The sequence below is a fragment of the Haematobacter massiliensis genome (assembly GCF_000740795.1).
GTDB lineage: Bacteria > Pseudomonadota > Alphaproteobacteria > Rhodobacterales > Rhodobacteraceae > Haematobacter > Haematobacter massiliensis.
Genome location: NZ_JGYG01000006.1, coordinates 141,941 through 166,704, shown reverse-complemented (window position 1 = coordinate 166,704; position 24,764 = coordinate 141,941). Strand labels below are relative to the sequence as shown.

The 24,764-nt window shown below is 65.1% G+C and carries 20 protein-coding genes; 12 read left to right on the top strand and 8 right to left on the bottom strand.

Annotation, left to right across the window (positions count from 1 at the left end):
- Positions 1-47: 47 nt before the first annotated feature.
- The 8 genes from CN97_RS10455 to CN97_RS10415 all read left to right on the top strand — a co-directional run bounded on the left by CN97_RS10455 (position 48) and on the right by CN97_RS10415 (position 9,161).
- Positions 48-1,025 carry an ABC transporter substrate-binding protein gene (locus CN97_RS10455; protein WP_035710833.1) on the top strand — a complete coding sequence of 326 codons (978 nt, stop codon included), beginning with the start codon at positions 48-50 and terminating at the stop codon, positions 1,023-1,025.
- Positions 1,026-1,323: 298 nt separating this feature from the next.
- The gene (locus CN97_RS10450) at positions 1,324-2,157 is read left to right on the top strand and encodes an ABC transporter ATP-binding protein (RefSeq protein WP_211253677.1); all 834 of its coding nucleotides are present in this window, start codon (positions 1,324-1,326) and stop codon (positions 2,155-2,157) included.
- Positions 2,145-2,930 (top strand): ABC transporter permease, encoded by a 786-nt coding sequence (locus CN97_RS10445; RefSeq protein WP_051911139.1) that lies wholly within the window; start codon positions 2,145-2,147, stop codon positions 2,928-2,930. Before CN97_RS10450 ends, CN97_RS10445 begins: the two co-directional genes overlap by 13 nt.
- A gap of 70 nt (positions 2,931-3,000) precedes the next feature.
- Positions 3,001-4,392 (top strand): FAD-binding oxidoreductase, encoded by a 1,392-nt coding sequence (locus tag CN97_RS10440; RefSeq protein ID WP_051911138.1) that lies wholly within the window; start codon positions 3,001-3,003, stop codon positions 4,390-4,392.
- Between the two features lie 500 nt (positions 4,393-4,892).
- The gene (locus CN97_RS10435) at positions 4,893-6,266 is read left to right on the top strand and encodes a cytosine deaminase (protein WP_035710831.1); all 1,374 of its coding nucleotides are present in this window, start codon (positions 4,893-4,895) and stop codon (positions 6,264-6,266) included.
- Positions 6,267-6,510: 244 nt separating this feature from the next.
- Complete coding sequence (locus tag CN97_RS10425; protein ID WP_242685259.1) at positions 6,511-6,855, top strand: 2Fe-2S iron-sulfur cluster-binding protein; 345 nt, start codon at positions 6,511-6,513, stop codon at positions 6,853-6,855.
- The gene (locus CN97_RS10420) at positions 6,852-7,286 is read left to right on the top strand and encodes a GlcG/HbpS family heme-binding protein (RefSeq protein WP_035710827.1); all 435 of its coding nucleotides are present in this window, start codon (positions 6,852-6,854) and stop codon (positions 7,284-7,286) included. Before CN97_RS10425 ends, CN97_RS10420 begins: the two co-directional genes overlap by 4 nt.
- A 192-nt stretch (positions 7,287-7,478) precedes the next feature.
- Positions 7,479-9,161: an AMP-binding protein gene (locus tag CN97_RS10415; RefSeq protein ID WP_035711166.1), complete on the top strand. Its 1,683-nt coding sequence runs from the start codon at positions 7,479-7,481 to the stop codon at positions 9,159-9,161.
- Positions 9,162-9,517: 356 nt separating this feature from the next.
- Here CN97_RS10415 and CN97_RS10410 read toward each other — a convergent pair whose 3' ends face one another.
- The 5 genes from CN97_RS10410 to CN97_RS10390 form a co-directional block, all read right to left on the bottom strand.
- Positions 9,518-10,861 (bottom strand): efflux transporter outer membrane subunit, encoded by a 1,344-nt coding sequence (locus tag CN97_RS10410; protein WP_035710825.1) that lies wholly within the window; start codon positions 10,859-10,861, stop codon positions 9,518-9,520.
- Positions 10,862-11,010: 149 nt separating this feature from the next.
- The gene (locus CN97_RS10405; protein WP_035710823.1) at positions 11,011-11,628 is read right to left on the bottom strand and encodes an ABC-type transport auxiliary lipoprotein family protein; all 618 of its coding nucleotides are present in this window, start codon (positions 11,626-11,628) and stop codon (positions 11,011-11,013) included.
- 4 nt (positions 11,629-11,632) lie between these two features.
- Positions 11,633-13,363, bottom strand: coding sequence for an MlaD family protein (locus CN97_RS10400; RefSeq protein WP_035710820.1), 1,731 nt, complete (start codon positions 13,361-13,363; stop codon positions 11,633-11,635).
- Positions 13,364-13,372: 9 nt separating this feature from the next.
- Positions 13,373-14,155, bottom strand: coding sequence for an ABC transporter ATP-binding protein (locus CN97_RS10395; protein WP_035710816.1), 783 nt, complete (start codon positions 14,153-14,155; stop codon positions 13,373-13,375).
- Entirely contained in the window at positions 14,156-15,256 is a 1,101-nt protein-coding gene (locus CN97_RS10390) for an ABC transporter permease (protein WP_035711163.1), read from the bottom strand. It abuts the gene before it with no gap.
- Positions 15,257-15,472: 216 nt separating this feature from the next.
- Here CN97_RS10390 and CN97_RS20935 point away from each other — a divergent pair, with 216 nt between their 5' ends.
- From CN97_RS20935 to CN97_RS10370, 4 genes are all read left to right on the top strand, one after another.
- The gene (locus CN97_RS20935) at positions 15,473-15,802 is read left to right on the top strand and encodes a hypothetical protein (RefSeq protein ID WP_051911137.1); all 330 of its coding nucleotides are present in this window, start codon (positions 15,473-15,475) and stop codon (positions 15,800-15,802) included.
- Positions 15,799-18,333, top strand: coding sequence for a response regulator (locus tag CN97_RS10380; RefSeq protein WP_051911136.1), 2,535 nt, complete (start codon positions 15,799-15,801; stop codon positions 18,331-18,333). The genes CN97_RS20935 and CN97_RS10380 overlap by 4 nt, the downstream gene beginning before the upstream one ends.
- A gap of 265 nt (positions 18,334-18,598) precedes the next feature.
- Positions 18,599-19,777, top strand: a complete 1,179-nt coding sequence (locus CN97_RS10375) for a polysaccharide biosynthesis/export family protein (protein ID WP_035710814.1) — start codon at positions 18,599-18,601, stop codon at positions 19,775-19,777.
- A gap of 68 nt (positions 19,778-19,845) precedes the next feature.
- Complete coding sequence (locus CN97_RS10370; protein WP_165496723.1) at positions 19,846-21,330, top strand: right-handed parallel beta-helix repeat-containing protein; 1,485 nt, start codon at positions 19,846-19,848, stop codon at positions 21,328-21,330.
- Here CN97_RS10370 and CN97_RS10365 read toward each other — a convergent pair.
- From CN97_RS10365 to CN97_RS10355, 3 genes are read right to left on the bottom strand one after another with little or no spacing between them, the layout of a single operon-like run.
- A complete protein-coding gene (locus CN97_RS10365) occupies positions 21,327-22,415 on the bottom strand; it encodes a glycosyltransferase family 4 protein (protein WP_051911135.1) in 1,089 nt (362 codons plus the stop codon). The two genes, CN97_RS10370 and CN97_RS10365, sit on opposite strands and share 4 nt — an antisense overlap.
- The gene (locus CN97_RS10360) at positions 22,412-23,734 is read right to left on the bottom strand and encodes a right-handed parallel beta-helix repeat-containing protein (protein ID WP_051911134.1); all 1,323 of its coding nucleotides are present in this window, start codon (positions 23,732-23,734) and stop codon (positions 22,412-22,414) included. Before CN97_RS10360 ends, CN97_RS10365 begins: the two co-directional genes overlap by 4 nt.
- A complete protein-coding gene (locus tag CN97_RS10355; RefSeq protein ID WP_035710806.1) occupies positions 23,731-24,672 on the bottom strand; it encodes a glycosyltransferase family 2 protein in 942 nt (313 codons plus the stop codon). The genes CN97_RS10360 and CN97_RS10355 overlap by 4 nt, the downstream gene beginning before the upstream one ends.
- Positions 24,673-24,764 lie beyond the last annotated feature (92 nt).

Genomic DNA, 24,764 nt, shown 5'->3' with positions numbered 1-24,764 from the left:
CCGCATAGCTCGTGTAACAAAAACAACGATCCAACAGAGAGACCGCCATGACCCGCCATTTCCGCCCCGTCCTGGGCGCGCTCCTGCTCTCCGCCGCCACGCCCGCGTTCGCTGGCGAGCCTTTCACCTTCATGACGTCATGGTTCGCACAGGCGGAGCATGGCGGGTTCTATCAGGCGCTCGCCACCGGTCTTTACGAAAAGGCCGGGCTGGATGTGACGATCCGCATGGGTGGCCCGCAGGTGAATTCCATGCAGCTTTTGCTGGCGGGAGAGGCGGATGCCTATTCCGGCTTCGACTTCCAGATCCTGAACGGCGTATCACAGGGTCTTCCCCTGGTCGCCGTCGCCGCGGTGTTCCAGCATGACATGAACGGGCTCGTTACGCATCCCGACGTGGCCGCGCTCGATCAGATCGGCGATCGGACTGTGATGATGGCGACCTCTGCCCGCACTTCCTGGTGGCCGTGGCTGAAGGCAAAATACGGGCTCTCCGACGATCAGGTGAAACCCTATACGTTCAACATTCAGCCTTTTGTCGCCGACGGCCATGCGGTGCAGCAAGGGTTTGCCTCCTCTGAGCCATATGGGCTGACGCAGCTTGGCATGTCCTACAACTTCCTGCCTTTCTATGCAGAGGGCTACCCGCCCTACGGCGGCACGATCACCACCCGGCATGACGTTCTGGCGCAGCGGGAGGATGCGCTCCGCCGCTTCGTTCAGGCTTCCATGGAAGGCTGGAAAAGCTACCTCGCCGATCCGGCCCCCGGCAATGTGCTGATCCGGGAGGCCAACCCGAAGATGACGGAGGAACAGCTCGACTTCGCCGTCTCCCATCTGCGGGAGATGAACACCGTCGGCATGGAGGATGCCGCGATTCACGGCATCGGCACGATGAACCCCGACCGCTGGAAGGCGAGCTATGATTATATGGTCGGCGCCGATCTGCTGCCTGCGGAAACCGACTGGCAATCCGCCTTCACCACGCGGATCATCGACGAGATCAACGTTCTGCCGAGCCAGTGAGGAGGGGTCCGATGTATCCCGCCCGCAAGAATTCTCCTCAGGCCGCTCCGCTGCGCCGCGGGTATAGCGGCACCGTTGAAGCGCTGCTTGCACGCCGCTCGCCTCCCGCCGCCATCGTGCGCAGGTCGACTCCTTTGTCCAGCGCTTCGCCCCCGCTGCTACGGAATTTGACGGTCCACGCCGCCCTCCCTCACTCCGCGCCCGCCCATGGAGTCCGCTCGCGACCTGTGACGACCAATCGCAATCCCGATACCCGCCGTGAAGACGTCTGCCTGCGAGGGATGCCATGATCTCCGTCATGCCAAAACCGCCTGTCACCTCCATCCACCCCGAACCCGCGCCACCGGTCATTGAAGTGCTCTCCGCCGAAAAGAGCTTCGGCAACCGGCGCGTCCTCTCCCCTATTGACCTCACCGTGCATGAGGGGGAGGTGGTCACGCTGATCGGCCCCTCGGGCTGCGGCAAATCGACCCTGCTGAGCCTGATGGCCCATCTGGCAGAGCCGACGGACGGGCGCATCGCCTGGTGGCGCGGCGGCTATGACCGGGTGGGGCAGCCCGGGCGCAACCTGGGCATCGTGTTTCAGGATGCGACGCTGCTGCCATGGGCGCGAGTCATCGACAACGTGCGCCTGCCCCTCGACCTTGCCCATGTGCCCAAGGCGGAGGGTAATGCCCGCGCACAGGCGGCGCTGGAGCGGGTCGGGCTGAAAGGCGCCGAGCGTCTTTATCCCCGCCAGATTTCCGGCGGCATGAAGATGCGGGTTTCAATTGCCCGCGCGCTGGTGGCGGAGCCGGATGCGCTGCTCATGGACGAACCATTCGGTGCGCTGGACGAGTTCACGCGCAACCGGCTGGACAGCGACCTGCTGGCGCTCAGGGCGGAGCGGAACCTGTCGCTCGTCTTCGTCACCCATTCGATCTACGAGGCTGTATTCCTGTCCTCCCGTGTTGTCGTCATGGCGGCCAATCCCGGCCGCATCCATGCTGAACTGACCATCGACGAACCCTTCCCTCGGGCGGAAAGCTTCCGCGTCTCCACCCGCTTCGCCGAGTATTGCGCCGAACTCACCCGCCTGCTGGGAGAAGCATCCGGGCTGGATCCCGCTGGAGATGCGACATGCCGCTCATGAAGAACGAAGTCTTCCTGCGCATCGCTGGCCCGCTGCTCGTCGGTCTGATGGTCGTCACGGTCTGGGAACTGGCCTGCCGCCTCTGGTCCGTACCGGTCTATATCTTCCCCAAGCCCACCGATGTCGCGGCAAGCCTTGTGGATCAGGCGCCCGTGCTGTTCGCCGCGCTTTGGACGACGCTCAGGATCACGCTCATCGCCTTTCTCTGTGCAGTGGTGGCCGGGGTGCTGCTTGCGGTACTGTTCGTCCAGAGCCGGTTTCTGGAAATCTCGCTCTTTCCCTATGCCGTGCTGCTTCAGGTCACGCCGATCGCCGCGATCTCTCCGCTCATCATCATCCTCGTGAAGAACACGGAGGCTGCGCTGATCCTCTGCGCCTCCATCGTGGCGCTGTTCCCGATCATTTCCAACACCACGCTGGGGCTGAAATCGGTGGATCAGGGGCTGGAGAACCTGTTCCGCGTCAACCGTGCGAGCAAGTGGCAGACGCTCACCCGTCTGAAGATCCCTGCGGCGCTGCCTTATGTCTTCGGCGGGTTCCGCATCTCCATCGGGCTGGCGCTGATCGGCGCGGTGGTGGGGGAATTCGTGGCGGGCACCGGTGGTTCCGGCGCTGGACTGGCCTATCAGATCATGCTCGCGGGGTTTCAGCTCGACATTCCGCTGATGTTCGCCGCGCTCCTGCTCATCACGGTTACGGGAGTGCTCCTTTTCATAACCATGGTGGGGGTGTCCCGCCTCGTCCTTGGCAGCTGGCACGAAAGCGCCCGCTGACCGCATCGCCCTTTTTCCAGACAACTGAACGCCCCGGGGCGACCGGCCCCGCAATGCCAAAGGACATGTCATGAACCTCGACGCCTTCCAGTCCGACCTTTCCGACATCCCGCAGACCACCGACAGCCTGACGGTGAAGCGCAAGAGCCGCGACATGACGCAGGCCTTCTCCCCCATCATGAAGGAGGAGCTGAAGGACCGCTTCGCTGACATGGTGATCTCGCCCCGCTCCAAGGACGACGTGATCCGCATCGCCCGCGCCGCCGCGCGCCACCGGGTGCCGCTGATGCCGCGGGGTGCGGGCACCTGCAACTGGGGCCAGGGCATCCCGCTGGCAGGCGGCGCGGTGCTGGACATGACCGGGGTGAACCGTCTGGTGCGGCATGAGGGCCATACGGTCCGGGTGGAGCCGGGCATGATCTGCCACGACATCGACCGCGCCACGCAACCCAAGGGGCAGGAGCTGCGGATGCACCCCTCCACCCGCTATTCCACCATCGGCGGTTTCGTCGGCGGCGGGCATGTGGGGCTCGGCTCTTGCACCTGGGGCATCCTGCGCGATCTGGGCAATATCCAGCGCGTCGAGGTCGTCTCCGTCGAGGAGGAACCGCGGGTGGTGGAGTTGAAGGGGGCGGAGGTCAACCGCGTCCACCACGCCTATGGCTCCAACGGCATCATCACGGAGATCGAGTTCCCGCTCGCCCCCGCCTATGGCTGGACGGAGGCCATCGTCGATTTCGCCGATTTCCTGCGTGCCTGCGACTTCGGCATCACGCTGAACCGCTCCGACGGCATCGTGCCGAAGATGGTGGCGATGAACGAATGGCGTTACGCGAAGCTCTTCACCCAGACCGGGCTGGGCGGCATCCTGCGCGACGGGCGCCATACGGTGCATGTGATGATCGCCACGCCCTTCCTGGAGGCGTTCGAGAGCCTTGCGGCCGATTTCGGCGGCACCATCGTCTATTCCGGCCCGGAGGGTCAGGGCGTGTTCGGCAAGCCGCTTTACGAATATTCCTTCGGTCATGCGCGGATGAACGCGATCAAGGTGGATCCCACTTACGTCGCCAATATCGGCGTCTTTCCCCATGACCGGCTGATGGAGTCCATCGCCGCCTGCCATGAGAAGTTCTACGACCTCGGCCCCATGCGCTTCGACATGAAGCGGATGGACGGGCATCTGGCCGCGCAGGGCTCGCCGCTCTTCCACTATGAGGGGCCGGAGCAGATGGCCCGCGTCATCGAGATGATGCAGGAGGAGGGGGTGGAGGCCGCCAACACCCACACCATGCATGTGAAGGAAAACGGCATGAAGCCGGTGGATGAGGCGGAACTGGCTTTCAAGGCCGCGATGGACCCTTACAACCTCATGAATCCCGGCAAGATCACCGCCGCCCACTCAGAGGTGAAAGGCAAGGGCGTGGCGCTCCCCACCACCGGCTGGAGCTACCGGCGGGCGTGAGGGCATGGCGGCCAGAGTGGAGGATTGCGGGTTGATCGCCGCGCGGGAGGCTGCTGCTGCGAGACAAGGGCTTCGCAGGCGGGGAGGCAGCTCATCGCTGGACCAGCTCTGGCCGAGACATATCGGGCTCCACGGCCGCCAAAGCCCCGACCACGCCGATTGCAGCGAGAATACCTCCGCCCCGTCCGGAGGGTCTTCCCGTTACGGCAGGCTGGTGAAGGCGGTGCGCCAATGGAGAGTATGCTCTGACGTTCCGCTGCCGGCGCGGGGGGCTCACCGTGAACTCCTCCTGTATGAGCTGCTTGTGGCAAGGGGACTCCAAGCCCTTGACCACCTTCCAGAACCGCCGGTTGGAGCGGCTCGCCGCCCCTTTGCCGGGCAGATCGCAGTTGTCGAGCTCCCCGCGAGGGTGCCGGCTGTGGGGCCTCCCTTCAGTCGCGCCTGCCACGAACCTTCCTGCCCCTGAGGGGCGCGACATCAAGAAAACAGGTGAGTGTGAGATGACCTCCTTTCTTCGACCGGGGCTGAAGCCCCGCCTGATCCGTAACCTCCGCCTGCCCGTCGCGCTGGTGGAGGGCGTGGCGCTCATCCCCGATGCGGAAGGATTGGCTCCGGCGGAGATCGAGATCGCGGGCGGTCGTATCGCCGCCATTCGCCCCGTCCCAAAGATGCCGCCTGCGCGGGCGGAGGACGCGGAGCATGGCATGGCGCCACCCCGCAACGATGTGCCGGTTATCGACATGCGCGGCGGTCAGGTCTGGCCGCTGTTCGTCGATGTCCATACCCATCTCGACAAGGGGCATATCTGGAACCGCGCCCCGAACCCTGACGGCACCCATGCCACAGCCGCCCGTACCGTCGCGGCCGACCGCAAGGCCCACTGGCAGCGGGAGGATGTGGCGCGGCGGTTCGACTTCGGTCTACGTTGCGCCCATGCCCACGGCACCGGGGCCATACGTACTCATCTGGACAGTTACGAGCCGGAACAAGCCGCCATCTCCTTTGCCGTGTTTCGCGACATGGCCGCCGAATGGCGTGGGCGAATGGTGTTGCAGCCGGTGGTCATGGCGCGGCTTGACCACTATGCCGAAGCGCGCGAGCGGGGTCTTCTGCGGCTCGCAGCAGAGACGGGCGGTGCTCTCGGCGGTATCCTGAAGATGGATGCACCGACGCCCGAGGGTCTCAATACGGGCCTCGACCGTCTGATGGCCCTCGCGGATGCGGAAGGGCTGGATATCGACCTGCATATCGACGAGACGGAAGACCCTGCTTCCGGTCAACTCGAACGCCTGGCGGAAGCGGTGATGCGCAACCGCTTTCGCGGCCGGGTCACGGCGGGCCACTGCTGCTCGCTGTCGATGCAAAGCGACGAGGATGCGGCGCGCGTCATCGCCAAAGTGGCGGAGGCGGGCATTTCCATCGTGACGCTGCCGATGGTCAACCTTTATCTGCAGGGCCGCAGACCTGCGCGGACGCCGCAATGGCGCGGCCTGACGCGGGTGCATGAACTCGCGGCGGCGGGTGTCGCCGTAGCCGCGGCTTCCGACAACTGCCGCGATCCGTTCTTTGCCTATGGCGATCACGACGTGATGGAGGTGTTCCGTGAGTTTACCCGGATCGCCCACCTCGACCTCTCCTATGACGACTGGGTGGGTTCGGTCACGCGGAACGCGGCGCGGATCATGGGTTCTTCACAGGGCCGTATCGCACCGGGGATGAGCGCCGACCTTATTCTGTTCCGCGGGCGGGGGATGAGCGAGTTGCTTGCCCGCCCCCAATCTGATCGCGCCGTGCTGCGGCAAGGGTGCGTGGCGGACACCACGCTCCCCGATCATGCGGAACTGGACCTTTTGAGCGAGCCGCTGCCCGCATGACGAGAGAGCCATTCGATCAGGTGGGCGAAGTCGGCGGGAGAAGTGAGTTAGAAGAAGTCAGGCGATCGGAGCCAGGCGGCCGAAATCGGCAAATGAACCCCGCCCTGCACTCTTTGCGACGCCCCGAACGGGACACCACCACCCTGCATCTTCGCCCGCTCGGGGAACTGCCTCCCCGAGACCTGCCCCACCAAAATTGCCGTGCCGAAACTATCCGCCCGAAACTGCCCAGAGGAGGCCACCGATGCTGATGACACCCCCCACCGCGCTTGCGTTGCGGTTGACATTCGTGACGCCGGACGGCCCCCGCGCTATCACTGCCCGGCCCGGCACGACATTGATGGAGGCCGCACGGGACGCAGGGATCGCGGGAATCGTCGCGGAATGCGGCGGCGCCTGTGTCTGCGCGACCTGCCATGTTCACGTCAAACCTGAATGGCTGGCCCTCACCGGCACACCTTCGGCGACTGAGGCCGAGATGCTGGATTTCGCGCTGGAGGCCGACGAGACCTCTCGCCTCTCCTGCCAGATCCGCCTGACGGAGGCTATGGACGGCCTCACCGTGCGCGTGCCGGAGCGTCAGGCATGAAGGGGCTGACACTGGAGCGGGCGGATCGGCTGGCCAGCCATGCCCTTGCCGAAGGCGGCCGACGCGGGTTTGCGCCGCTCGCCGTCGCGGTGCTGGATGCGGGCGGCAACACGATCGTCGCCAAGCGAGGCGACGGGGCGGGTCATCTGCGCATCGCCATCGCGGAGGGCAAGGCCTGGGGTGCGCTTGGCCTCGGCCTCAACACCCGGGACATCGTGGCCCTCTCGCACCAGATCCCGCAGTTCGTCGCGGCGCTCGCCGCGACATCGGGCGGGCGGGTTCTGCCGTCTCCGGGCGGGCTGATCCTGCGGGAGGGAGAAGAGGTTCTGGGCGCCATCGGCCTGTCGGGCGATACCGGGGACAATGACGAGATCTGCGCGCACGCTGCTCTTGAGGCCGAGGGGCTGACACCCCTGCCCGCCCGTTTCTGACCTGGCCACGATCTGCGCGGTGCGGCTCTGCCAGAGGCAGGCATGGGCCGCCAGCCCGGTTCGCCAGCCCGGTTCGAGCGCCCCGCCTTGACCGTCTCCTGCCCACACCCTAGCATCCCCTGATGCCCGTCCGGGCGTACGGCGTGGAGGGGCGTCGGGGAGAGAGGGAGGATCGGCTTGCAGGGCAAGGCGATGACAGCGGCAGAGGCCCGCGATTTCACCTGGAACGTTCCGGCGCGGTTCAACATCGGCACGGCGGTCTGCGACCATTGGGCCGGGCGGGATCCCGGCCGCACTGCCATTCTGGAGGTCGGGGAGGACGGCACGGCAGTAGCGCATGACTACGCCAGCCTTCTTGCCCGGAGCGCCCGGCTGTCCCACGCGCTCGCCCGCCGCGGCATCGCCCGTCATCGACCGGGAGAGGCAGGCGACAGGGTGGGCGTACTGCTGCCACAGTCGCTGGAAACCGCAGTGGCGCATATCGCGGTGATGCGGATGGGCGGCGTGTCCCTTCCGCTCTTCACCCTGTTCGGGCCGGAGGCGCTTCTGCACCGGCTCCGCGACTCAGGTGCGCGGGCCGTGGTGACCAATCCCTCAGGGCTGGGCCTGCTGGCGGGCATCGTGGGAGATCTGCCGGACCTGCGGCTCGTGCTGTGCAAGGACATGCCGGCGGACGCGTCCCTGCCCGGGGTGGAGGTGGTGGATTTCGATGCCGCCTGTGCGGCGGAGCCGGACAGCTATCCGGCGGCCGATACGGGCGCGGACGATCCCGCGGTCATCATCTATACCTCCGGCACCACCGGCAGTCCGAAAGGGGCGCTACATGCCCACCGCGTTCTGCTCGGCCATCTGCCGGGGGTCGAGGTCAGCCACAACCTGTTTCCGCAGCCGGGCGATCGGATCTGGACGCCTGCCGACTGGGCGTGGATCGGCGGGCTGCTGGATGTGCTGATGCCGGGGCTTTACCATGGGGTGACGGTCGTTGCCTGCCGCTTCCGCAAGTTCACGGCGCAGGCGGCCTTCGACCTGATGCGAAACCACGGCATCCGCAACACCTTCCTGCCCCCCACGGCACTGAAGCTGATGCGGTTGGAGAGGCTCCCCGAGGGGCTCTCGCCGCGCTCCGTGGCAAGCGGGGGCGAACCGCTCGGCGCGGAACTTCTGGATTGGGGCCGGCAGGCCTTCGGGACGACCATCAACGAATTCTACGGTCAGACGGAATGCAATATGACCGTCTCCTGCTGCATCGAAATGGAGGAGCCGCTGCCCGGCGCCATGGGCCGCAGGGCGCCCGGTCACATCGTCGCGGTGATCGACGGCAAGACCGGGATCGGCCTGCCTGTGGGGGAGGAAGGCGACATCGCCGTCCGCGCTCCGGATCCGGTGATGTTCCTCGGTTATTGGGGCAACCCGGAAGCGACGGCGCGGAAGTTCGTGAACGGCCCCGAGAACGCCGGGCGATGGCTGCTCACCGGCGACAGGGGCAGGCAGTTGCCGGACGGACGGTTCGTCTTTGTCGGGCGGGATGATGATGTCATCTCCTCCGCAGGGTACCGGATCGGTCCCGCTGAGATAGAGGACTGCCTGCTCACCCATCCGGCCGTGCATCTGGCGGGGGTGGTCGGCCAGCCGGATGCCGTTCGGGGCCATATCGTCGCGGCCTTCGTCACGCTGGCGGCGGGTCACATCCCGTCTCCCGCGTTGAAGGAGGAGATCGCGCGGCATGTCGGCCAGAGGCTCGCGGCCTATGAATATCCTCGGCGCGTGCATTTCATCGACGACATGCCGATGACCACCACTGGCAAGATCATCCGCGCGGACCTCCGTCAAAGGGCGGAACGACTGGCGGAGGAGGAGCGGCAACCGGTCGGATAAGATCGCCCCCTGACGCGACTGGCCGATGGCGCGGCAGTGCGGAGGGCCGCTCAAAGTCGCGTGCTGCCTGCTTTGCCGGTGGCTGACGCGGGCGCGTCGTCCGTGACACCGGACCCTGCGCGGCGCCGAAGCTTTGGCAGACAGGCCGTGAGCGGCTCGAAATAGGATCGTGACTGGAGGGTTTTGGCCGGGCGCAGTATCGGCTTTCTACCGCAGGCTAGCCTGGCAGAAGCCCGAAGCCGGGTTTAACGGGTTTCGGGCCGCAGGAAGTCGAAGGTTGCATCCCTGCCAACCAGGGGCCTGATGCCGGAAAGCCGCACCACCCGCTCAGGCGGCGCGGTTTCACACCCGCAGGATCAGCGCGCCGTGGCCCAGCCGCGCCCGGTGGCAATCTGAAGGCTCGTCCAGTCGTTCGCCAGCGTCCGTACGGATGACGCCACCGAAAGCTGCGCATCCCCCATCGACCGTTCTGCATCCAGAAAATCGAGGAAACTGGTCGTTCCCACCTCATAGGTCTCCCGCGAGAGGTCGCGGGCGCGGGCATAAGCTTCGGCGGTGCGGGCAATGGCGGCAAGCTGACGGCGGTCGCGGGAAACGGCGGCCTGCGCGGCCTGCACATCCTCCACCGCCGCAGGAACCGTGCTCCGCCAACCCAGCTCCGCCTGCTTTGCAGCGGAGATAGCGGCATCGCGGTTGGCGCGGAGCAGCGGCTGGTTCAACACCGGCAGGCTGATCGAGGGGCCGAAGCTCCAGCTATGGGAGCTGCCTGCCGTGACATTGCCCGAGAGGTTGACGGAGGGATAGAGATCCGCCGTGCTGACCCCGACAGCGGCGACGGCGGCGGCGAGCCCACGCTCGGCGGAGCGCACATCGGGACGGTTACGCAGGATGTCGGCGGGCACGCCGGTCGCATCCCTGCCACGCGGGCGGGGTTGGGCCGCGCCCCGTTCCATCTCCGTCATCAGCGGCTGAGCGGGTTCGGCGAGCAGCGTCGCCAGCGCATATACGGCAGTGTAAAACCCCTTCTCCAGCAAGGGGAGGTTCGCACGGGTGGATTCCAGCAGCGCCTGTGCCTGCAACACCTGAAGCTGCGTCCCGCTGCCAAGGTCGAACTGCCGCTGCACAAGGCTCGCCGTTTCCTGCCGCGCGGCGACGAGGTTGCGCGTAATGGCCAGCGCCTCCTGATAATACCGCGCGTCGATATAGTTGCCGACAAGGCTGGACAGGAAGGCGAGCCGTGCCGTTCCCACATCGAACTCCGCCGCGTCGAACTCCGCTCGCGCACGCTCCAGCCCGCGCCGTTGGCCACCGAAAATATCCACGACGAGATTTGCCGCCGCCGACCCCGAGCCGTCTGTGCTGATGTTTCCGCTCGGGGAGCTTGAGCGGCTGTAATCGCCCGAGACACTGCCGGAGACCAGAGCCGCCCCGCCGGAGGCCCGGACGGCGGCGCCTGCTGCATTGATCCGCTCAACAGCCGTCTGGATGTCCAGGTTCTGCGCCAATCCCCGCGTTACCAGCGCATCGAGCCGCTGGTCCCCAAACGAGGTCCACCACCTGTCAAGCGCGACATCCCCCACGCTGGCAGCACCCGCATCCTCTGCAAAGCCCGCCTGAAGTCCGATTTCCGGCGACTTGTAATCCGGCCCGACAGCGCAGGCGGAAGCGAGGAGGAGGAAGCTCAGAGACAGTCGTTTCACGTCAGTGCTCGTTCGTTATGATGCAACCATGCCGGGTTTGTCCGCTTGCGCGCACAAGTCGGGGCAAGCGGTCGCATGAACCGGCAAAGAGTGCAACGGCGCACAGATCGTCTTCCGTCGCGGAATTTCCGAGCGTCAGTGCAGAGTGGCTATTGTCCGCCGACGGCGCGCGCCACCCATGGCACGGCTTCCGCCAGAACGCCGCTCATTGCCCGGTCAAAGGCGGCGACCACCGGAAGGGCCTTGGTGTCCTCCGCCGCAACCCGACTGGTGAAGCGGCGGCTCGCCATCAGCCGTCCGTCGGAATTGCGCACGACACTGAGGTTGAGCGTGACCACCGCTTCGGCGGGCGTGGCGCTTTCCGGAGTGAGCTGGGCCTGAAAATCCGCGATGCCGGTCATCAGGGTATAGGCGGGGAGCGGACCGGTGGAGGCAGATGTCACATAGGCGAGCCTGCCGCTGTCGGAGAGCGAACGGGTGAGCAGGTCGCGCACAAGTCCGGTCGCGGTATCGGCCCAGCGGGCGTTTGGCAGCAGCGTGATCTGAACCGGGCCGGGTTTCATGATGATGCGATCCGCGCTGATCGCCGCGGGGGCGGAGGCTTCCGCCACGAACAGCGACCGCGAGGAGGTCTGCACACCGCCCTGCGCCGGGAGGGTCTGGAGCGTATAGGTGTCGAGTGCCCGCGTAGCGTTGCCGAAGGACGACAGAGGGCCGCAACCGGCAAGTGCCAGCGCCGCGACAAGGGGGATCAGCGGAAGGCGCATCGGTCTATCTCCTGAATTCCGGTGCCGAAGGGGTGAGGAGGAACCGTGCCGGATCCCGTTGAAGCTGCGCGGCGATACGGTCGAGCTTGGCAACAAGCCCCTGTGCCTCGACGAAGAAGCGGGAGATCTGCGGCAGACCCTGAGAGGTGAACTGTCCCAGCGGCGCACCGCTCTGCCGGACCACGCTGTCTATGTTGCGAACGGTGGTGCGCACTTCCTCAAGCACTGCTTTCATATCAGTCGTTATCCCGGGAATATCGTTGGATATTCCTTCGATGGATGTGCTAATGCGGGCGGCGGAGGCGCGGATGTCACTCGCCGCGGGGCCGACGTCCTCGTCTATCACGCGGCTGGCGCCCGTGAAGGTGCCCTCGGCGGCGGCGAGCGTGCGCTCCGCGGAGGTGATGGCTGGGTCCAACGTATCGAGCGTCCGGCTCACCCGAGAGAAAGCCTCGGTCGCCGTGTTGAGCGTGCGAGACGCATCCTCAGTCACCGGCCCGAGGCTCTCACCGAAACGGCCGAGCTGCCCGCTCATCCCCGTGACCGTCGTGTTCACGGTGGCGATGGCCTGGCGCAAGTCCTGCATGACCTGCGGCAAGTCCTGAGTGGTGGCCTGCTGCACGGCGTTAACGCTTTCCTCCGCCCCGGCAAGGGTCCGGCGCGCATCTGCGACCAGGGCCGCGCCATCGCCGGAGACGAGCGTGTTCACGCTTCCCGCTGCATCGTTCACGCTGCTGAGCGCCTGTGTGGCTTCCGCCACCGCTCCGTCCAAGGCGGCAAGCGTCGTCCGCAGCTCGACCAGCCGTTCCGTCGCCTGATTGGCCGTGTCACCATAGGCGGCGACCACGGCGGGGATCTGACGGCCGGCCTCGTCGGCCAGCGTCTTGACGGTATCCATCGTCTCTCGCATGCGTGCGGCGGCACCTGCGATATCGTTGCGGATCACCCCGTCCGCCGCTGTCGCTGCGTCGTTCACGGTCTTGAGGGTTCCATCGGCGGTCGCAAGGGTGGTACGCGCCTGATCGAAGGCGCCGCTCATGGAAGTCATCGTCGTCTCCGCCTCCCCCAGCGCTGCCTGAAGCGAGTCCGCCAGAGGGCCGAGCCGGTCGGTAAAGGTGGAAATCTCTCCTGTGGCAGAAGATACCGCGTTGGAAATGTTCGAGAAATCGCCGATCGCCTGCTGAAACGCGCCCGACGCCGTTTCCACATTGGCAAGGATCTGGGTCACGTGCTGCTGGTTTTCCGGGCTGACGATGCCCTGCACCTGCTTGATGAGGCTTAGCGCCTCCGCCACGAGGTCCGGCGCGTCTTCCGCCAAGGATTCAACGATGGAGCGCTGTGCCTGGATTTCCGGCGTGCCGGACTGCGTCTCCCGAAGAAGCGGCTTGGAGGGATCTCCCGGGGCGAGCGAGACGAAGGAGGTGCCGGTGACGCCCTGGGCGCGAAGCTGTGCCGTCGCATCCTCCCGCACGGGCGTATCGGCGGCAACTTCGACCTGTACGCGCACTCGCCCGTCCGGGTCGAGTGCGAGAGAGGCCACCTGCCCCACAGACACCCCGCTCAGCCGCACATCGGAGGAGCGGCTAAGGCCCGATACGCTGTCGAACACGATATCGTAATAGGCATACTGACGATCGACCTGAAACTTCGCGAGCCACAGGAAGAACCCCAGCCCCGCCAGGATGAGGGCAATGGTCACGGTTCCGATCAACAGGTAATTGGCGCGGATCTCCATGCCCTCTCCTTACTCCGACGTCGACAGCGCGGCTCTGGCGCGGGGTCCGTGAAAATACTCTTTCACCCAGGGGTGATCGACCTTCAACATGTCGGCCATGGTACCGGTGACCAACACCTTCTTTTCCGCCAGCACCGCCACGCGGTCACAGATGGCGTGCAGGCTATCTAGGTCATGCGTGACCATGAACACCGTCAGGCCCAGCGATTCCTTCAGCTGCTTGATGAGTTCATCGAACTGGGTCGCCCCGATCGGGTCCAGCCCCGCGGTCGGCTCGTCAAGAAAGACGATATCGGGATCAAGGGCGAGGGCGCGGGCCAGGCCGGCGCGCTTCTGCATCCCCCCGGACAGTTCGGAGGGGTATTTTGCGCAGGCGTTTGCCGGCAGCCCCGACATCGCCACCTTCAGGCGCGCAAGCTCCGGGCGGAGATCAGGGTCGATATGCGCCATCTCCCGCATCGGCGTCTCCACGTTCTCCTGCACCGTCATGGAGGAAAAGAGCGCGCCCTGCTGAAAGAGCACCCCCCATCGGCGGCTGATCGCCTCCCGCTCCGCATCTGTGGCGTTCAGCACGTCGGTTCCGAACACCTTGATCGTCCCCGCCGCCGGCCGGTTCAGACCGACGATGGAGCGCAGCAGCACCGACTTCCCCGTGCCGGAGCCGCCGACGATGCCCAGTACTTCCCCCCGGTAGACGTCGAGATCCAGACCGTCATGTACGACCTGACTGCCGAATTTGTTGACGAGGCCGCGCACCTCGATCACCACTTCGCGTTCAGTATCCTGCGCCATTCAGACCCCCACCGTGGCGAAGAAGATGGCGAACAGCGCATCCACAAGGATCACCAGAAAGATCGCGAGCACCACGGAGGCCGAGGTCAGTCGGCCAAGGCTTTCCGCATCGCCGCCGACCTTCAGCCCGTTCTTGCAGCCGATGAGAGCGATGATGACCGCAAAGAACGGCGCTTTGATAATTCCGACGAGATAGTGCCAGACCCCGATCGCGTCGGAGAGGCGAGCGATGAACATGCCCGGCGAAATGTCGAGCGTTATCCACGCCATCAATCCACCGCCCAGCAGCCCTGCAAAATCCGCGATCACCGTCAGCAGCGGCAACATGATGAACAGCGCCAGCACGCGGGGGAGCACGAGCATCTGGATGGGATCGAGCCCCAGCACCCGCATCGCGTCGATCTCCTCCCGCATCTTCATGGTGCCGATGGACGCGGTGAAAGCCGAACCGGAGCGTCCCGCCACGATGATCGCGGTAAGCAGGACGCCCAGCTCCCGGAGCACCGCGATGGCGATGAGATCGACGACGAAGATTTCTGCCCCGAACTGTCGCAGCAGCATCGAGCCCATATAGGCCAGCACCACGCCGATCAGGAACGACATCAGCGCCGCAATCGGGGCGGCGTTCAACCCGGCCTGCTGCATATGGGAGACGACCGCCGTGATCCTGAGCCGGCTCGGATGCAGGATGTCACCCCCCAGCCGTGCTAGCACCACACCCAGCAGGTTGATGATCTCCAGCGTGCCGTTCCACCCATCGACGACAGAGCGGCCCACACTCTCCACCCAGACGTGGAGGCCGTGCGGGGCCTCCTCTGGCGGAGCGGTCTTGTCCAGCGCCGCACTTACCGTGTCCAGAAGCGCGCGCTGTGGCTCGTCGAGGCCCTCGAACCGCAGTTCGACCTTCTCTGCCTTCAGTCGCCGCTGCAAGGTGACGAGCGCCCAGGCACCGGCCGTATCCAGCTTCTCAACGCCGGAGACATCGACGGTGACGGGGCCCGGCCCCCCGATGCTGGCAAAACGGTCGCGGAGTGCCTCGACCCCCTCGACCCGGAAATCGCCGGACAACGTCGCCCGTGCACCGTCGCCGGTGTCTTCCATCGTTACCGTCGCTTCGGCCACGCGCTGCTCCGCTCTTTCCGGTGAGAGAAACATGCGCCGCGCCGCGAGGCAACACGTTCCCTGGCGAGATGACTTTCCGCCGTGACTTCGGCGCACCGTATTTTCAACCGGAACCGCGCGCGCGGTTAACCTTCCGGCAAACCTTCGCCGCTAGTCTCACAGCGTCGGAGTCGTTTGGCGGGATGAAGTGGACGGATGACGGATCACCCCTTTTCTCTGCGGGAGATGATGCCAGCGATGCTGCTGGTCGCCCTGGGTCTTCCTGCACTGGGGGCCGCGTCCTTCTGGCCGGGCGTGCCGGGACATTACCTGGTCTTCGGCCCCCCATGGGCCGGGCCTGGGGAGGTTCTCCGCATCGTGGGCGAATCGGGTGGGGCGCTGATCGAGCTGGGTGGCGTGGGCAATCTCCTCATTGCAGGCTCCGCTTCGCCCTCCTTTCCCACAACAGCGCGGAAGGCGGGCGCCTGGCTTGTGCTGCCCGCGCCAAGGCGCGCGGGATGCATCGCTTGGGGGGTGGCGCAATGAACCCGGAACTTGATGCCCTCCGCCGCCGCTTCGGCCGGTTCCTCGTCCCGCTTCTCTGGGCGCATGTGCCGCTTCTGGCGGTGATGGCGCAGTTGGGCGGGCGATCGGTGATTACCGCAGTCGCAACGGGTGTTTTCCTCGCGGGCGCCTATCACCTGACATGGCGCCGCCACGGCATCGCGCCGCCAACGCGCTTTCTCTCCGCCGTGGTGTTGATGGCGGAGCCTGCGGTGATCATTGGGCTGCTGGATGGCCATTCCTGGCAGATGGATTGGCACATGTACTTCTTCGCGATGCTCGCCCTGACCATCGCCTGGTTCGATGAGCGCGCCACACTGACGGCCGCCGTGGTGACCGGGCTGCATCATCTGCTTTTGCTTTTTATCCTGCCGGGGCTGATATTCCCCAGCGATGCGCATCTGGGCCGCGTGCTGCTCCATGCCGCAATCGTTGCATTCCAGACCGGTGTGCTCGTCTGGCTCGTGCGGATGGTCGTCTATCGTTTCCACCGAATACGGCAGCTTCACGACGAACTCGGCCGCGCGAATGAGAAGCTGACGGAGCGCCGACGGGAGGCGGAGGCCGCAAACCACGCCAAGGGCCTGTTCCTCGCCAACATGAGCCACGAAATCCGCACGCCCATGAACGCTATTCTTGGGTTTTGCCATCTGCTGCAGCGCGGTACATTGACCAGCAGGCAGAACGAACACGTCCGCAAGATCAGCGACGCGGGGGAAACGCTGCTCCGCGTCATCAACGATATCCTCGATTACTCCAAGAACGAGGCGGGCAGGCTCCTCTTGGAAGAGCGTCCCTTTGACATCCGCAAGGTGATCGAAGCGCAAGTTCAGATGATGGGCGCAGAGGCCGACATCAAGAGCGTCGCCCTGCAACTCCGGCTGGGGCATGACCTGCCCCATGTCGTCGTCGGCGACGCCCATCGTTTTGGACAGGTCTTGCTGAACCTCATCGGCAACGCAGTGAAATTCTCCAGCGGCGGCACCGTCACCGTCTCCGCTCGTCTCACCTCGGTAGCCGATGAGCGCGCTAGGGTGGAGGTTTGCGTCATCGACACCGGCATCGGCATGACGACCGATGAGCAGGCGAGGCTCTTCTCCCCCTTCGCACAGGCAGACAGCTCCACCACCCGCCGCTTCGGAGGGACGGGACTTGGCCTCGCCATCTGCCGTCAGATCGTGGAGTCCATGGGCGGCGGCATCTCGGTGCAGAGCGCGCCGGGGCGCGGTAGTACCTTCGTGGCCAGCGTTACATTCGGTCTGGCGCAGGAGGCGCCGCTGATCCCCTCAGAACGGCTCCGCGACCTTCGCGTGCTCCTGGTCGATGACAATCCCGCAGCCCGGCAGCTGCTGGCGGAGTTCTTTACCGGCTGGGGGATCGAGGCGGACCTGGTTGCCTCCGGGTCGGAGGCCGTAGCCGCCGTGGCTGACGCCGCCCAGACCTTCAGACCCTATGACCTGCTGCTGCTCGACTGGAAGATGCCCGGGATGGACGGGATGGATACCGTCAAAGCGCTCAAGGCGCTGGCGCTGCCAAGCCTGCCCGCCATCGTGGTCGTCACGGCGTACGGCGCCGATACCTTCGCCGGGGAACATGTCGCGGAGCAGATCGCCGCCTTCCTCCCCAAACCCGTGGATCCGCAGGCAATGGTGACAACCCTGTCGCGTCTTTTCCCGGACGAGCGGCGGGCGGCCGTCAGGGCGCCCATGGTCTCGGCGCAGCTGCAGGGTGCGCATGTGCTGCTGGTTGAGGACAACGATATCAACCGGGAGATAGCAATGGCGCTTCTGGCCGATGCCGGCCTTCGCATTGATACCGCCGCGAACGGCAGGATCGCGGTCGAGCGTGTGACAGCGAAGGGTAGCAGCTACGCCGCGGTGCTGATGGACGTGCAGATGCCGGAGATGGACGGGCTCGCCGCGACGCGCGCAATCCGAGCCTTGCCCGCCTTTTCGGGCCTGCCGATCATTGCAATGACCGCCCACGCACATGAGCATGAGCGGCAGCGCTGTTTCGATGCCGGAATGGATGACCATATCGCGAAGCCCGTCGACCCCGCTTTACTTGTCCAGACGCTCGACCGATGGCTGAAACCGGGGCTGATCGAGGCGCCACAGAGCGCGGCTGCCACTGGCGCGCCTCCGATAGACATCACCGCCGCGCTCCGACGGGTGAGCGGGAAGCGCGACCTCCTTCGCCGCCTGCTCCAGCACTTTGCGATGGCCTATGCGTCGGCCCCGAACGATATAGCGGGGCTGCTGCATCTTCAGCAACCGACCGAGGCGCGACGGCTTGTGCATGCGCTTCGGGGCGACGCCGCGACGATAGAGGCGGCGGCCGTGCGCGACATCGCCAGCGACATCGAGGATATGTTGGACCGCGGCGCCGTGGAGGAGGCGATGACCCAACTGCCGGCCCTGGAGCAGGCTCTTCTGCCAGCGCTCGCGGCCGTCAGAGCCATCACCGACTCGCCGCCCGATGGGGAAGCCGCCAAGGTCACACGCTGTGGATGAAGCGCCGGCCCGGCTTTGCAGCCGCAGCGATCCAACCTGCTCAGAAACGGGGCGTATCTCAGGAAATATCTGCCGACACGCCGCCCCGGACAATGTTCGTGATGGACCGGCAGATCCATACATCATAATCTTTGTAGGAACTTATTTTCAGCGACTATTACAACCGGTCCGGCGCCGCATCCAGCGACCGGCGAGATGACGAGGATGACTTACCGTGAGATTGTGCAGTCGATTGGCAGGGGGCTGGCGCCCGGTGCGTTTTCCCATGACCTTGCGGGGCGCCATACTTCTGCTGCTCGCCCTGTCGGCGGCGCCCGTCGCCGCCGAACCGGAGGTCTATCGGTTCGGTCCCGGGGATGAAATCGCGATCACGATCCTGCAGCGGGGAGAGGCGAACGGCACCTATGTCGTGCAGGATGACGGGGCAATCTCTCTCCCCGGCGTAGGGCTTGTATCGGCCGAGGGGCTGACGCTCCGGGATTTCGAGGCCGTCGTGACATCGAAAGCAGCGGAGACGCTGCGAGACCCATCCGTGGCGATCCAGCTTGTCCAGCGCCGCCCGTTCTACATCGCCGGAGCCGTTTCGCAGCCCGGCGGCTATCCGCACCGCAACAAGCTGACGGTCATGCAGGCGGTTGCCCTTGCCGGAGGCTTTGGACGTCGGCTCGACTCCGGCGATCCGCTGAACGAGATGGTCATCGGCACGCGGGCGGAGCAGGCCCATGCCGACGCGGTGCTTCAGAGGGGCGCTCTCCTCATCCGAGCTGCCCGGCTGAAGGCCGAGCTTGCAGAGGACCATGATTTCCACATGACCGCTTCTGAGGCCGGTCTGACCGATGCGGTCGCCCTGCCGCTGCTTGAGAAAGAGCGCCAGCTCCTCTCCACCCGCCTCGCCCAGAAGCAACGACAGATCGAGATTCTGCGATCCAACAGCACCGCGCGGCAGGAGGAAATGGCCGCCCATGATGCCCGGATCGCCCAGCAGACGGCGATGCTCGATGAGCTTTCTGGCGAACTGGCCAAACTGCGCGACGCACGGGATCGCGGCATGGTCACTTCGGAGCGCGTGAATGACATCATGCGGGAAGAAGACAACACCCGCGGCAACCAGATGCAAAGCAACATCCTGCGCAATCAGTCGCGGGTCGCGGTGATCGAGCTGGAGGAGCGCATGGTTGATATCGAGGCGGGTTTCCGCGAATCGCTGCTGACGGAGTTGCGCGATACGGAAACTCAGCTGCGCAGCTTGAGCAATTCCCTGCGCGCGGAGATGGCCCTGATGGAGGCAACGGGTACCAACTCTCTTTCCAATAGCGACACAATCGGCCAGTATGATTTTAGTATCATGCGCGGCGACGCGCCCGTCAGCGGCCCGATAGGGCTGGCGACACGGGTTCAACCGGGGGATGTGATAATGGTCGCGCGCAGGAGCGTCAGTCAGTAGGCCCGTCGCGTTTCCGAGGTCTGAGGACTCTGATCGCGGGGGGCTTTCCCGAAATGATGGAGGTATCCTTGACCGCGAGCATTCAGGCAAAACCGCCACCGGATCACACCGTCCAGCTCGACGACACCTACCGGGGAGATGCGGGGGAGAAGGCGCCGCTTCTCCCCGATCTTTTTTTGCACGACATCGCCACGATCACGTCACCCGAACAAGTGCCGTTGACGGTCGAGGCCGGGCAGAACCCCTCGCCCCCTGAAGCCGCCGCAATGGCGAAGGCAGCGCCCGCCGCCTCACCGTCACCGATCTACATAGATCCGACAGCGGCCGGGCCCGGAGATGGCAGCATAGATGCGCCGTTTCGGAGCTGGCATGACGTAACCTGGAATGACGGCGCCAGCTATCTCCAGAAAGCAGGCACGGCCTGGGAAGGAAATATCCTTGTCTCTGGCGACGACATCTCCATCGGAAGTTATGGCGCCGGTAACGCGACGCTCCTGGGAAGCGTGGTATTTGACGGCGCGACCGGTGGTGGGCTGAGCGGGTTCACTGTCAGGGGCAGCGATTACGCAGGCGTCACTCTCACAGCGGGCGCGAGCGGGGTGACGATCAGCGGCAATACCGTTACCGAGAATGCGGGCGGCGTCTGGTTTTCCCAGACCTCGGGCGGCGACAATGTGATCACGGGCAACAGCGTCTCGGGCAATCTGGGCTTCGGTATCGCACTGGATCGCGTGGCGACACCTGCGGGACATGGCAACCGGATCGAGGGGAATACCGTAGCCTACAACGGCAGCCACGGGATCGACGTCTACGCCAACAACACGCTGGTGGACGACAATACTGTCTTTGGCAACGGGCGTCTGGTTGAGGGGGCTTCCGGCATCCATGTCTACGCCCGCGCGCTTTCGGAAGGGCTGGGGCAGGACAACGTTATCTCCGGCAATGTTTCCTACGGCAATCTGGACAGCGGGGGGAATGACGGGATCGGCATTCTTCTGGATCACTACACGAGCGGCAATCTTGTCGAAAACAACTTCGCCTTTTCGAACGACGGGGCAGGCATCAGCATCCACGGTGCCGCTGGCAATACGGTCGCCGGCAACACGCTCTTTGGCAATCTGCTGGATCGGAGCGACAGCCATACGGTCGTTGCGGAAATGCTGATCAACAGCAATCCCGCGCTTGGCAACAACCTGACCCATGACAATGTGATCACGGACAACACCGTTCTTTCCGATCATGCCCAGGGGTTTGCGCTTTATGTGGATGCGGAATCCGCGCCGCTGGACAACGCATTCGATGGCAATCTCTGGCAAAGTCCCAACGGTCCGCTGGTACATGACGGCACCCTGACGCTCGCGACGGCGGAGGCACTTGAGGCCTCCGCGCGACATGGGGAGGATCGGGCCGAGGGCTTTACCCTCGCCGCAGCGCCGGTCGGTGAGATGGAGCATGATCTGAACGGTCTGCAACTGATCCTCGATGGTCGCGCGGCAGAATTGGAGGGATGGGACAGCACCGTAGGGCTGGTGGGTGACTGGATCCTGACCTAGGAGGCGCGGCGCCCGTCCCGCTGATCCGCCGCATGAAAGATGGCCGCCAAGAGACCCTCCGCCGATTTTTCCCATGTGAAGCGGGAAAGGTGATGTGTGATCGCATCGGTGGCGGGGGGAGTTGCGTCGGCAAGTGCCGCGTCCAGCAGGGAGGCGAGACGCTGCCGGGCCTCCACCGCATCCGGATCGAAATACCGGGCGAAGGGGCCTGCGACCTCCGGTATCGCGGTGGCCGTGCTGGCGACGACCGGCAGGCCCAGGGACAACGCCTCCACCAGCGGGATGCCGAACCCTTCGCCCCTGCTGGGATAGGCCAGCACGCCGGCGCGGCGATACCAGCCGGCAAGTATCTCGTCCGAGGCATCGGGCAGAAAGGCGACATCCTCCCGCCCCTCCATCCGCGCGATGACAGCCTCACTGCCGAAATCGGGACGGCCGATGACAACGAGCCGTCTGTCCGGCGTGGTCATCAGATCGAGCGCGTCCAGAAGCAGTGCAAGGTTCTTGCGCGGCTCAATACGCCCGACAAAGAGCACCGTCTTGCCATCACCCGCACGTCCCCCCCGGAAAACCGGTGCACCATTCGGTGCCAGAAATACCCGTCCAGGAGGCAACGCATAACGCCGGGCGATTTCCCCCCGTGTCCAGTCGGAAACCGTGAGTACCGCCGCCGCCCGCCGCGCCCCGCCGCGAACCAGCGTCTGCAGGCGTTTGCGCATGAGGGGGGGAAAGAATTCCGGATGGCTCTCAAACAGCAGGTCGTGCAGCACGACGATTTGCCGTTCCCGATAGACCGGTGGGCCGTGATACTGGAACAGGTAAAAATCCGCCTCTCTCTGCGCCATCACACGTGGCCAGTAGACCCCGAGCCGCGCAATGCTGCGGCGATAGGGGATAGGACGGAACGCGACGTTCGGCAGAGCGGCGAGCGGGCCAAGCGAAGCGCTGTCATGGGCATGCAGCAGCCACCGGATCTCGGGCGCCGCGGGGACGGCGCGGGCGAGCGTTTCGCGCAGCCATGTCCGGCTCCCCTGCGGTTTGCCGTCCAGAACATGGGCATCCACGGCGATGCGAAACGGTCTCATGCCTGCACCGCGCCGAGGGCATTGGGCGTGACATCAAGCAGGGCCAATGCCGCATCGTTCACCGCCAGTCCCCAGGCGGGTGAGTCGGGGCGAAGACGGAACCCCTCCTGTCCCGGCTGGTCTATATCGTAGAAAAGCGGGTCGGCCACGCGATCCACTCCGCCGGTAAAGTCGGCCCAGACCTCCGGCGCACTGCCGCGCCACCGGCGCGCTGCCCAGGAAAACGCTTCGCCTCCCGCAGTATTGTAGACCAGGTTGTTGCCGATCCGCTGCGGCATGGACCCTGCCGTCGCCTCCACCCAAAGGGCGGTCGCCTCTCTCCGCGTGGCGACGCAGATGTTGTTCTCGATCCGGTTACCGGAGGGGCGCGCCATGCGCCGGGTATAATCGGAGGAGAGCGTTATCTCCGCCGGATAGGCATGCGTCCGGCCCGGATCCCGCATATTGCCGACGACGGTGTTGTTGACCACCACCGTCCGCGAGGCGTCGTAAATGTTGATTCCCGCCCCGTGGTTTCCGTAGCAGATATTGAAGGCGATCAGGTTATCGTCACACCACTGATCGGCCTGAATACCATTGCCATCCTGCGCCTCCACCTCCCGCGTGTCGGAGCAGATATTGAAGGCGATGATGTTGTGCTTTCCATGATCATCCTCCGGCGCACGGCAGAAGGTATGAATACCGGAGCAACCGGCGCTTCCCTGTCCGCTGCGGCGCACGGCGTTATGAGTCACCACGTAGTGGCTGCCGTGAATTTCCATGCCATGAATACCCGTATCGAGGATTTCATTGCGCTGTATCCACGTCTCCCGCCCCGGCGCTGCATTCAGCGCGTCGATGGCGATGCCCATCGTCCGGCAGCGCTCGAGCCGGTTGCCGATGAGCCTGTGCCCGGCTCCCGCCCCGTTGCCGATCCAGATGCCGAGCGCGGTATCCTGCAGCAGACAATTCTCCACGGTCACGGCCTCCGCCCCCTGTTGCAGGACGATGGCGGAATGCTCCGTGCCCGTCATTGTGACATCACGGAGGATGGTGTGGCGCGCGCCGTCGAGATGGATGGGCTGGGTGAAACGGGCGGCACCGGGATTTTCCGCGCGGATCAGAACGGGTCGATCCGCAGTCCCCCTCGTGGGGATGACAAGGGGCATGTCGTAGCGCCCCGCGCGGATCACCACCTCGGTGCCGGGCGGAAGACTCGACCACGGAAGATCGGCGGGCCGATCAGTGAAGATGACCTCGCCCGCCCGCGCGCGAAGGGGCGCCAGAAGTGGCAGAGTGGCCATCGCGAGCAGCGAACGGCGGGAGAGCGCGAGGTTCACGATGCCACCCGCGAAAGCTCTTCCCGGATGGCGCGGCGCTTGCGGAACTGAAAGACCTTGCGCCAGATCGCGCGGGACAGGCCGGGGGCGACAGGGCTCACCTGTTCCGCCAGCCGCAGCGCCGCCGTATCGCCGAAGGTGGCGAAGGCGGCATCGCCGAGCCGGTGGCGCAACGCAGGCGGCAGAGCCTCCGGCCCGACCATGCCAAGCGCGCCGAGAACGGGAGCAAGGTCGGGGGCCTTCTTCCACCACAGCGCCAGCGCTGTCCCCTCCCGCTCCGCAATGCGGAGGAACTGCGCCTCGTCCAGCGAATGCCAATGATAGCCCAGGGCCTCCGGCGCGTAGAGCAGACGCAGCCCGTGCGGCACAAGGCGCTGGCCGAGCTCGATATCCTCGTGCCAGCGGAGCCTTTCATCAAACTGGCCGTGGCGCGCAAGGAATGCGGACTTGACCGAAAGGTTGCAGGTAAAGAAAGCGGTCCAGCCCACCTCCTCCTGCCCTGCGAGCGGCGCAAATGACGCATCATGATGAAGCGGCGAAAGCGGATTGGCGGCGAAATCCGGATGGATGGTCATGCGGCCCAATACGGCCACTTCCTGCTCCGGGTAGCTGGCGTGAAGCGCCAGGTGGCGGGCGAGCAGGTCCGGCTCCGCGATCGTGTCATCGTTGAGAAACAAGATGACCGGCGCCCGTGCTTCTGCCAGCCCGCGATTCCGGGCGGCATTCGCGCCCGACTGTTCCTGCCGGATGCAGGTGATTCGGCCGTCTGCGCATTCTTTAACCAGAGATTGAACGTCTTCCGCGGAACCATCATCAATAACCAGAACCTCGAATGTAGCATTATGCAAAATCTGTTTGCGCAATGCATTGAGGCATCGTTCCAATGCGTCCTTTCGGTTGTAAGTCGGGATAACAACTGAAATCTCGGGTTGTTCCATTTCCCGGACACCCCCCTTTCGAAGGCAATCATGAATAAGATCAAATAATACATGCAAATGTCTTCTTGACAAGTCGGCCCGCTGGTCGTGAA

Coding starts and splice junctions, on each gene's coding strand:
- CN97_RS10455 (WP_035710833.1), top strand. CDS start 48: ATGACCCGCCATTTCCGCCCCGTCCTGGGCGCGCTCCTGCTCTCCGCC.
- CN97_RS10450 (WP_211253677.1), top strand. CDS start 1,324: ATGCCAAAACCGCCTGTCACCTCCATCCACCCCGAACCCGCGCCACCG.
- CN97_RS10445 (WP_051911139.1), top strand. CDS start 2,145: ATGCCGCTCATGAAGAACGAAGTCTTCCTGCGCATCGCTGGCCCGCTG.
- CN97_RS10440 (WP_051911138.1), top strand. CDS start 3,001: ATGAACCTCGACGCCTTCCAGTCCGACCTTTCCGACATCCCGCAGACC.
- CN97_RS10435 (WP_035710831.1), top strand. CDS start 4,893: ATGACCTCCTTTCTTCGACCGGGGCTGAAGCCCCGCCTGATCCGTAAC.
- CN97_RS10425 (WP_242685259.1), top strand. CDS start 6,511: ATGCTGATGACACCCCCCACCGCGCTTGCGTTGCGGTTGACATTCGTG.
- CN97_RS10420 (WP_035710827.1), top strand. CDS start 6,852: ATGAAGGGGCTGACACTGGAGCGGGCGGATCGGCTGGCCAGCCATGCC.
- CN97_RS10415 (WP_035711166.1), top strand. CDS start 7,479: ATGACAGCGGCAGAGGCCCGCGATTTCACCTGGAACGTTCCGGCGCGG.
- CN97_RS10405 (WP_035710823.1), bottom strand. CDS start 11,628: ATGCGCCTTCCGCTGATCCCCCTTGTCGCGGCGCTGGCACTTGCCGGT.
- CN97_RS10400 (WP_035710820.1), bottom strand. CDS start 13,363: ATGGAGATCCGCGCCAATTACCTGTTGATCGGAACCGTGACCATTGCC.
- CN97_RS10395 (WP_035710816.1), bottom strand. CDS start 14,155: ATGGCGCAGGATACTGAACGCGAAGTGGTGATCGAGGTGCGCGGCCTC.
- CN97_RS10390 (WP_035711163.1), bottom strand. CDS start 15,256: ATGGAAGACACCGGCGACGGTGCACGGGCGACGTTGTCCGGCGATTTC.
- CN97_RS20935 (WP_051911137.1), top strand. CDS start 15,473: ATGACGGATCACCCCTTTTCTCTGCGGGAGATGATGCCAGCGATGCTG.
- CN97_RS10380 (WP_051911136.1), top strand. CDS start 15,799: ATGAACCCGGAACTTGATGCCCTCCGCCGCCGCTTCGGCCGGTTCCTC.
- CN97_RS10375 (WP_035710814.1), top strand. CDS start 18,599: ATGACCTTGCGGGGCGCCATACTTCTGCTGCTCGCCCTGTCGGCGGCG.
- CN97_RS10365 (WP_051911135.1), bottom strand. CDS start 22,415: ATGAGACCGTTTCGCATCGCCGTGGATGCCCATGTTCTGGACGGCAAA.
- CN97_RS10355 (WP_035710806.1), bottom strand. CDS start 24,672: ATGGAACAACCCGAGATTTCAGTTGTTATCCCGACTTACAACCGAAAG.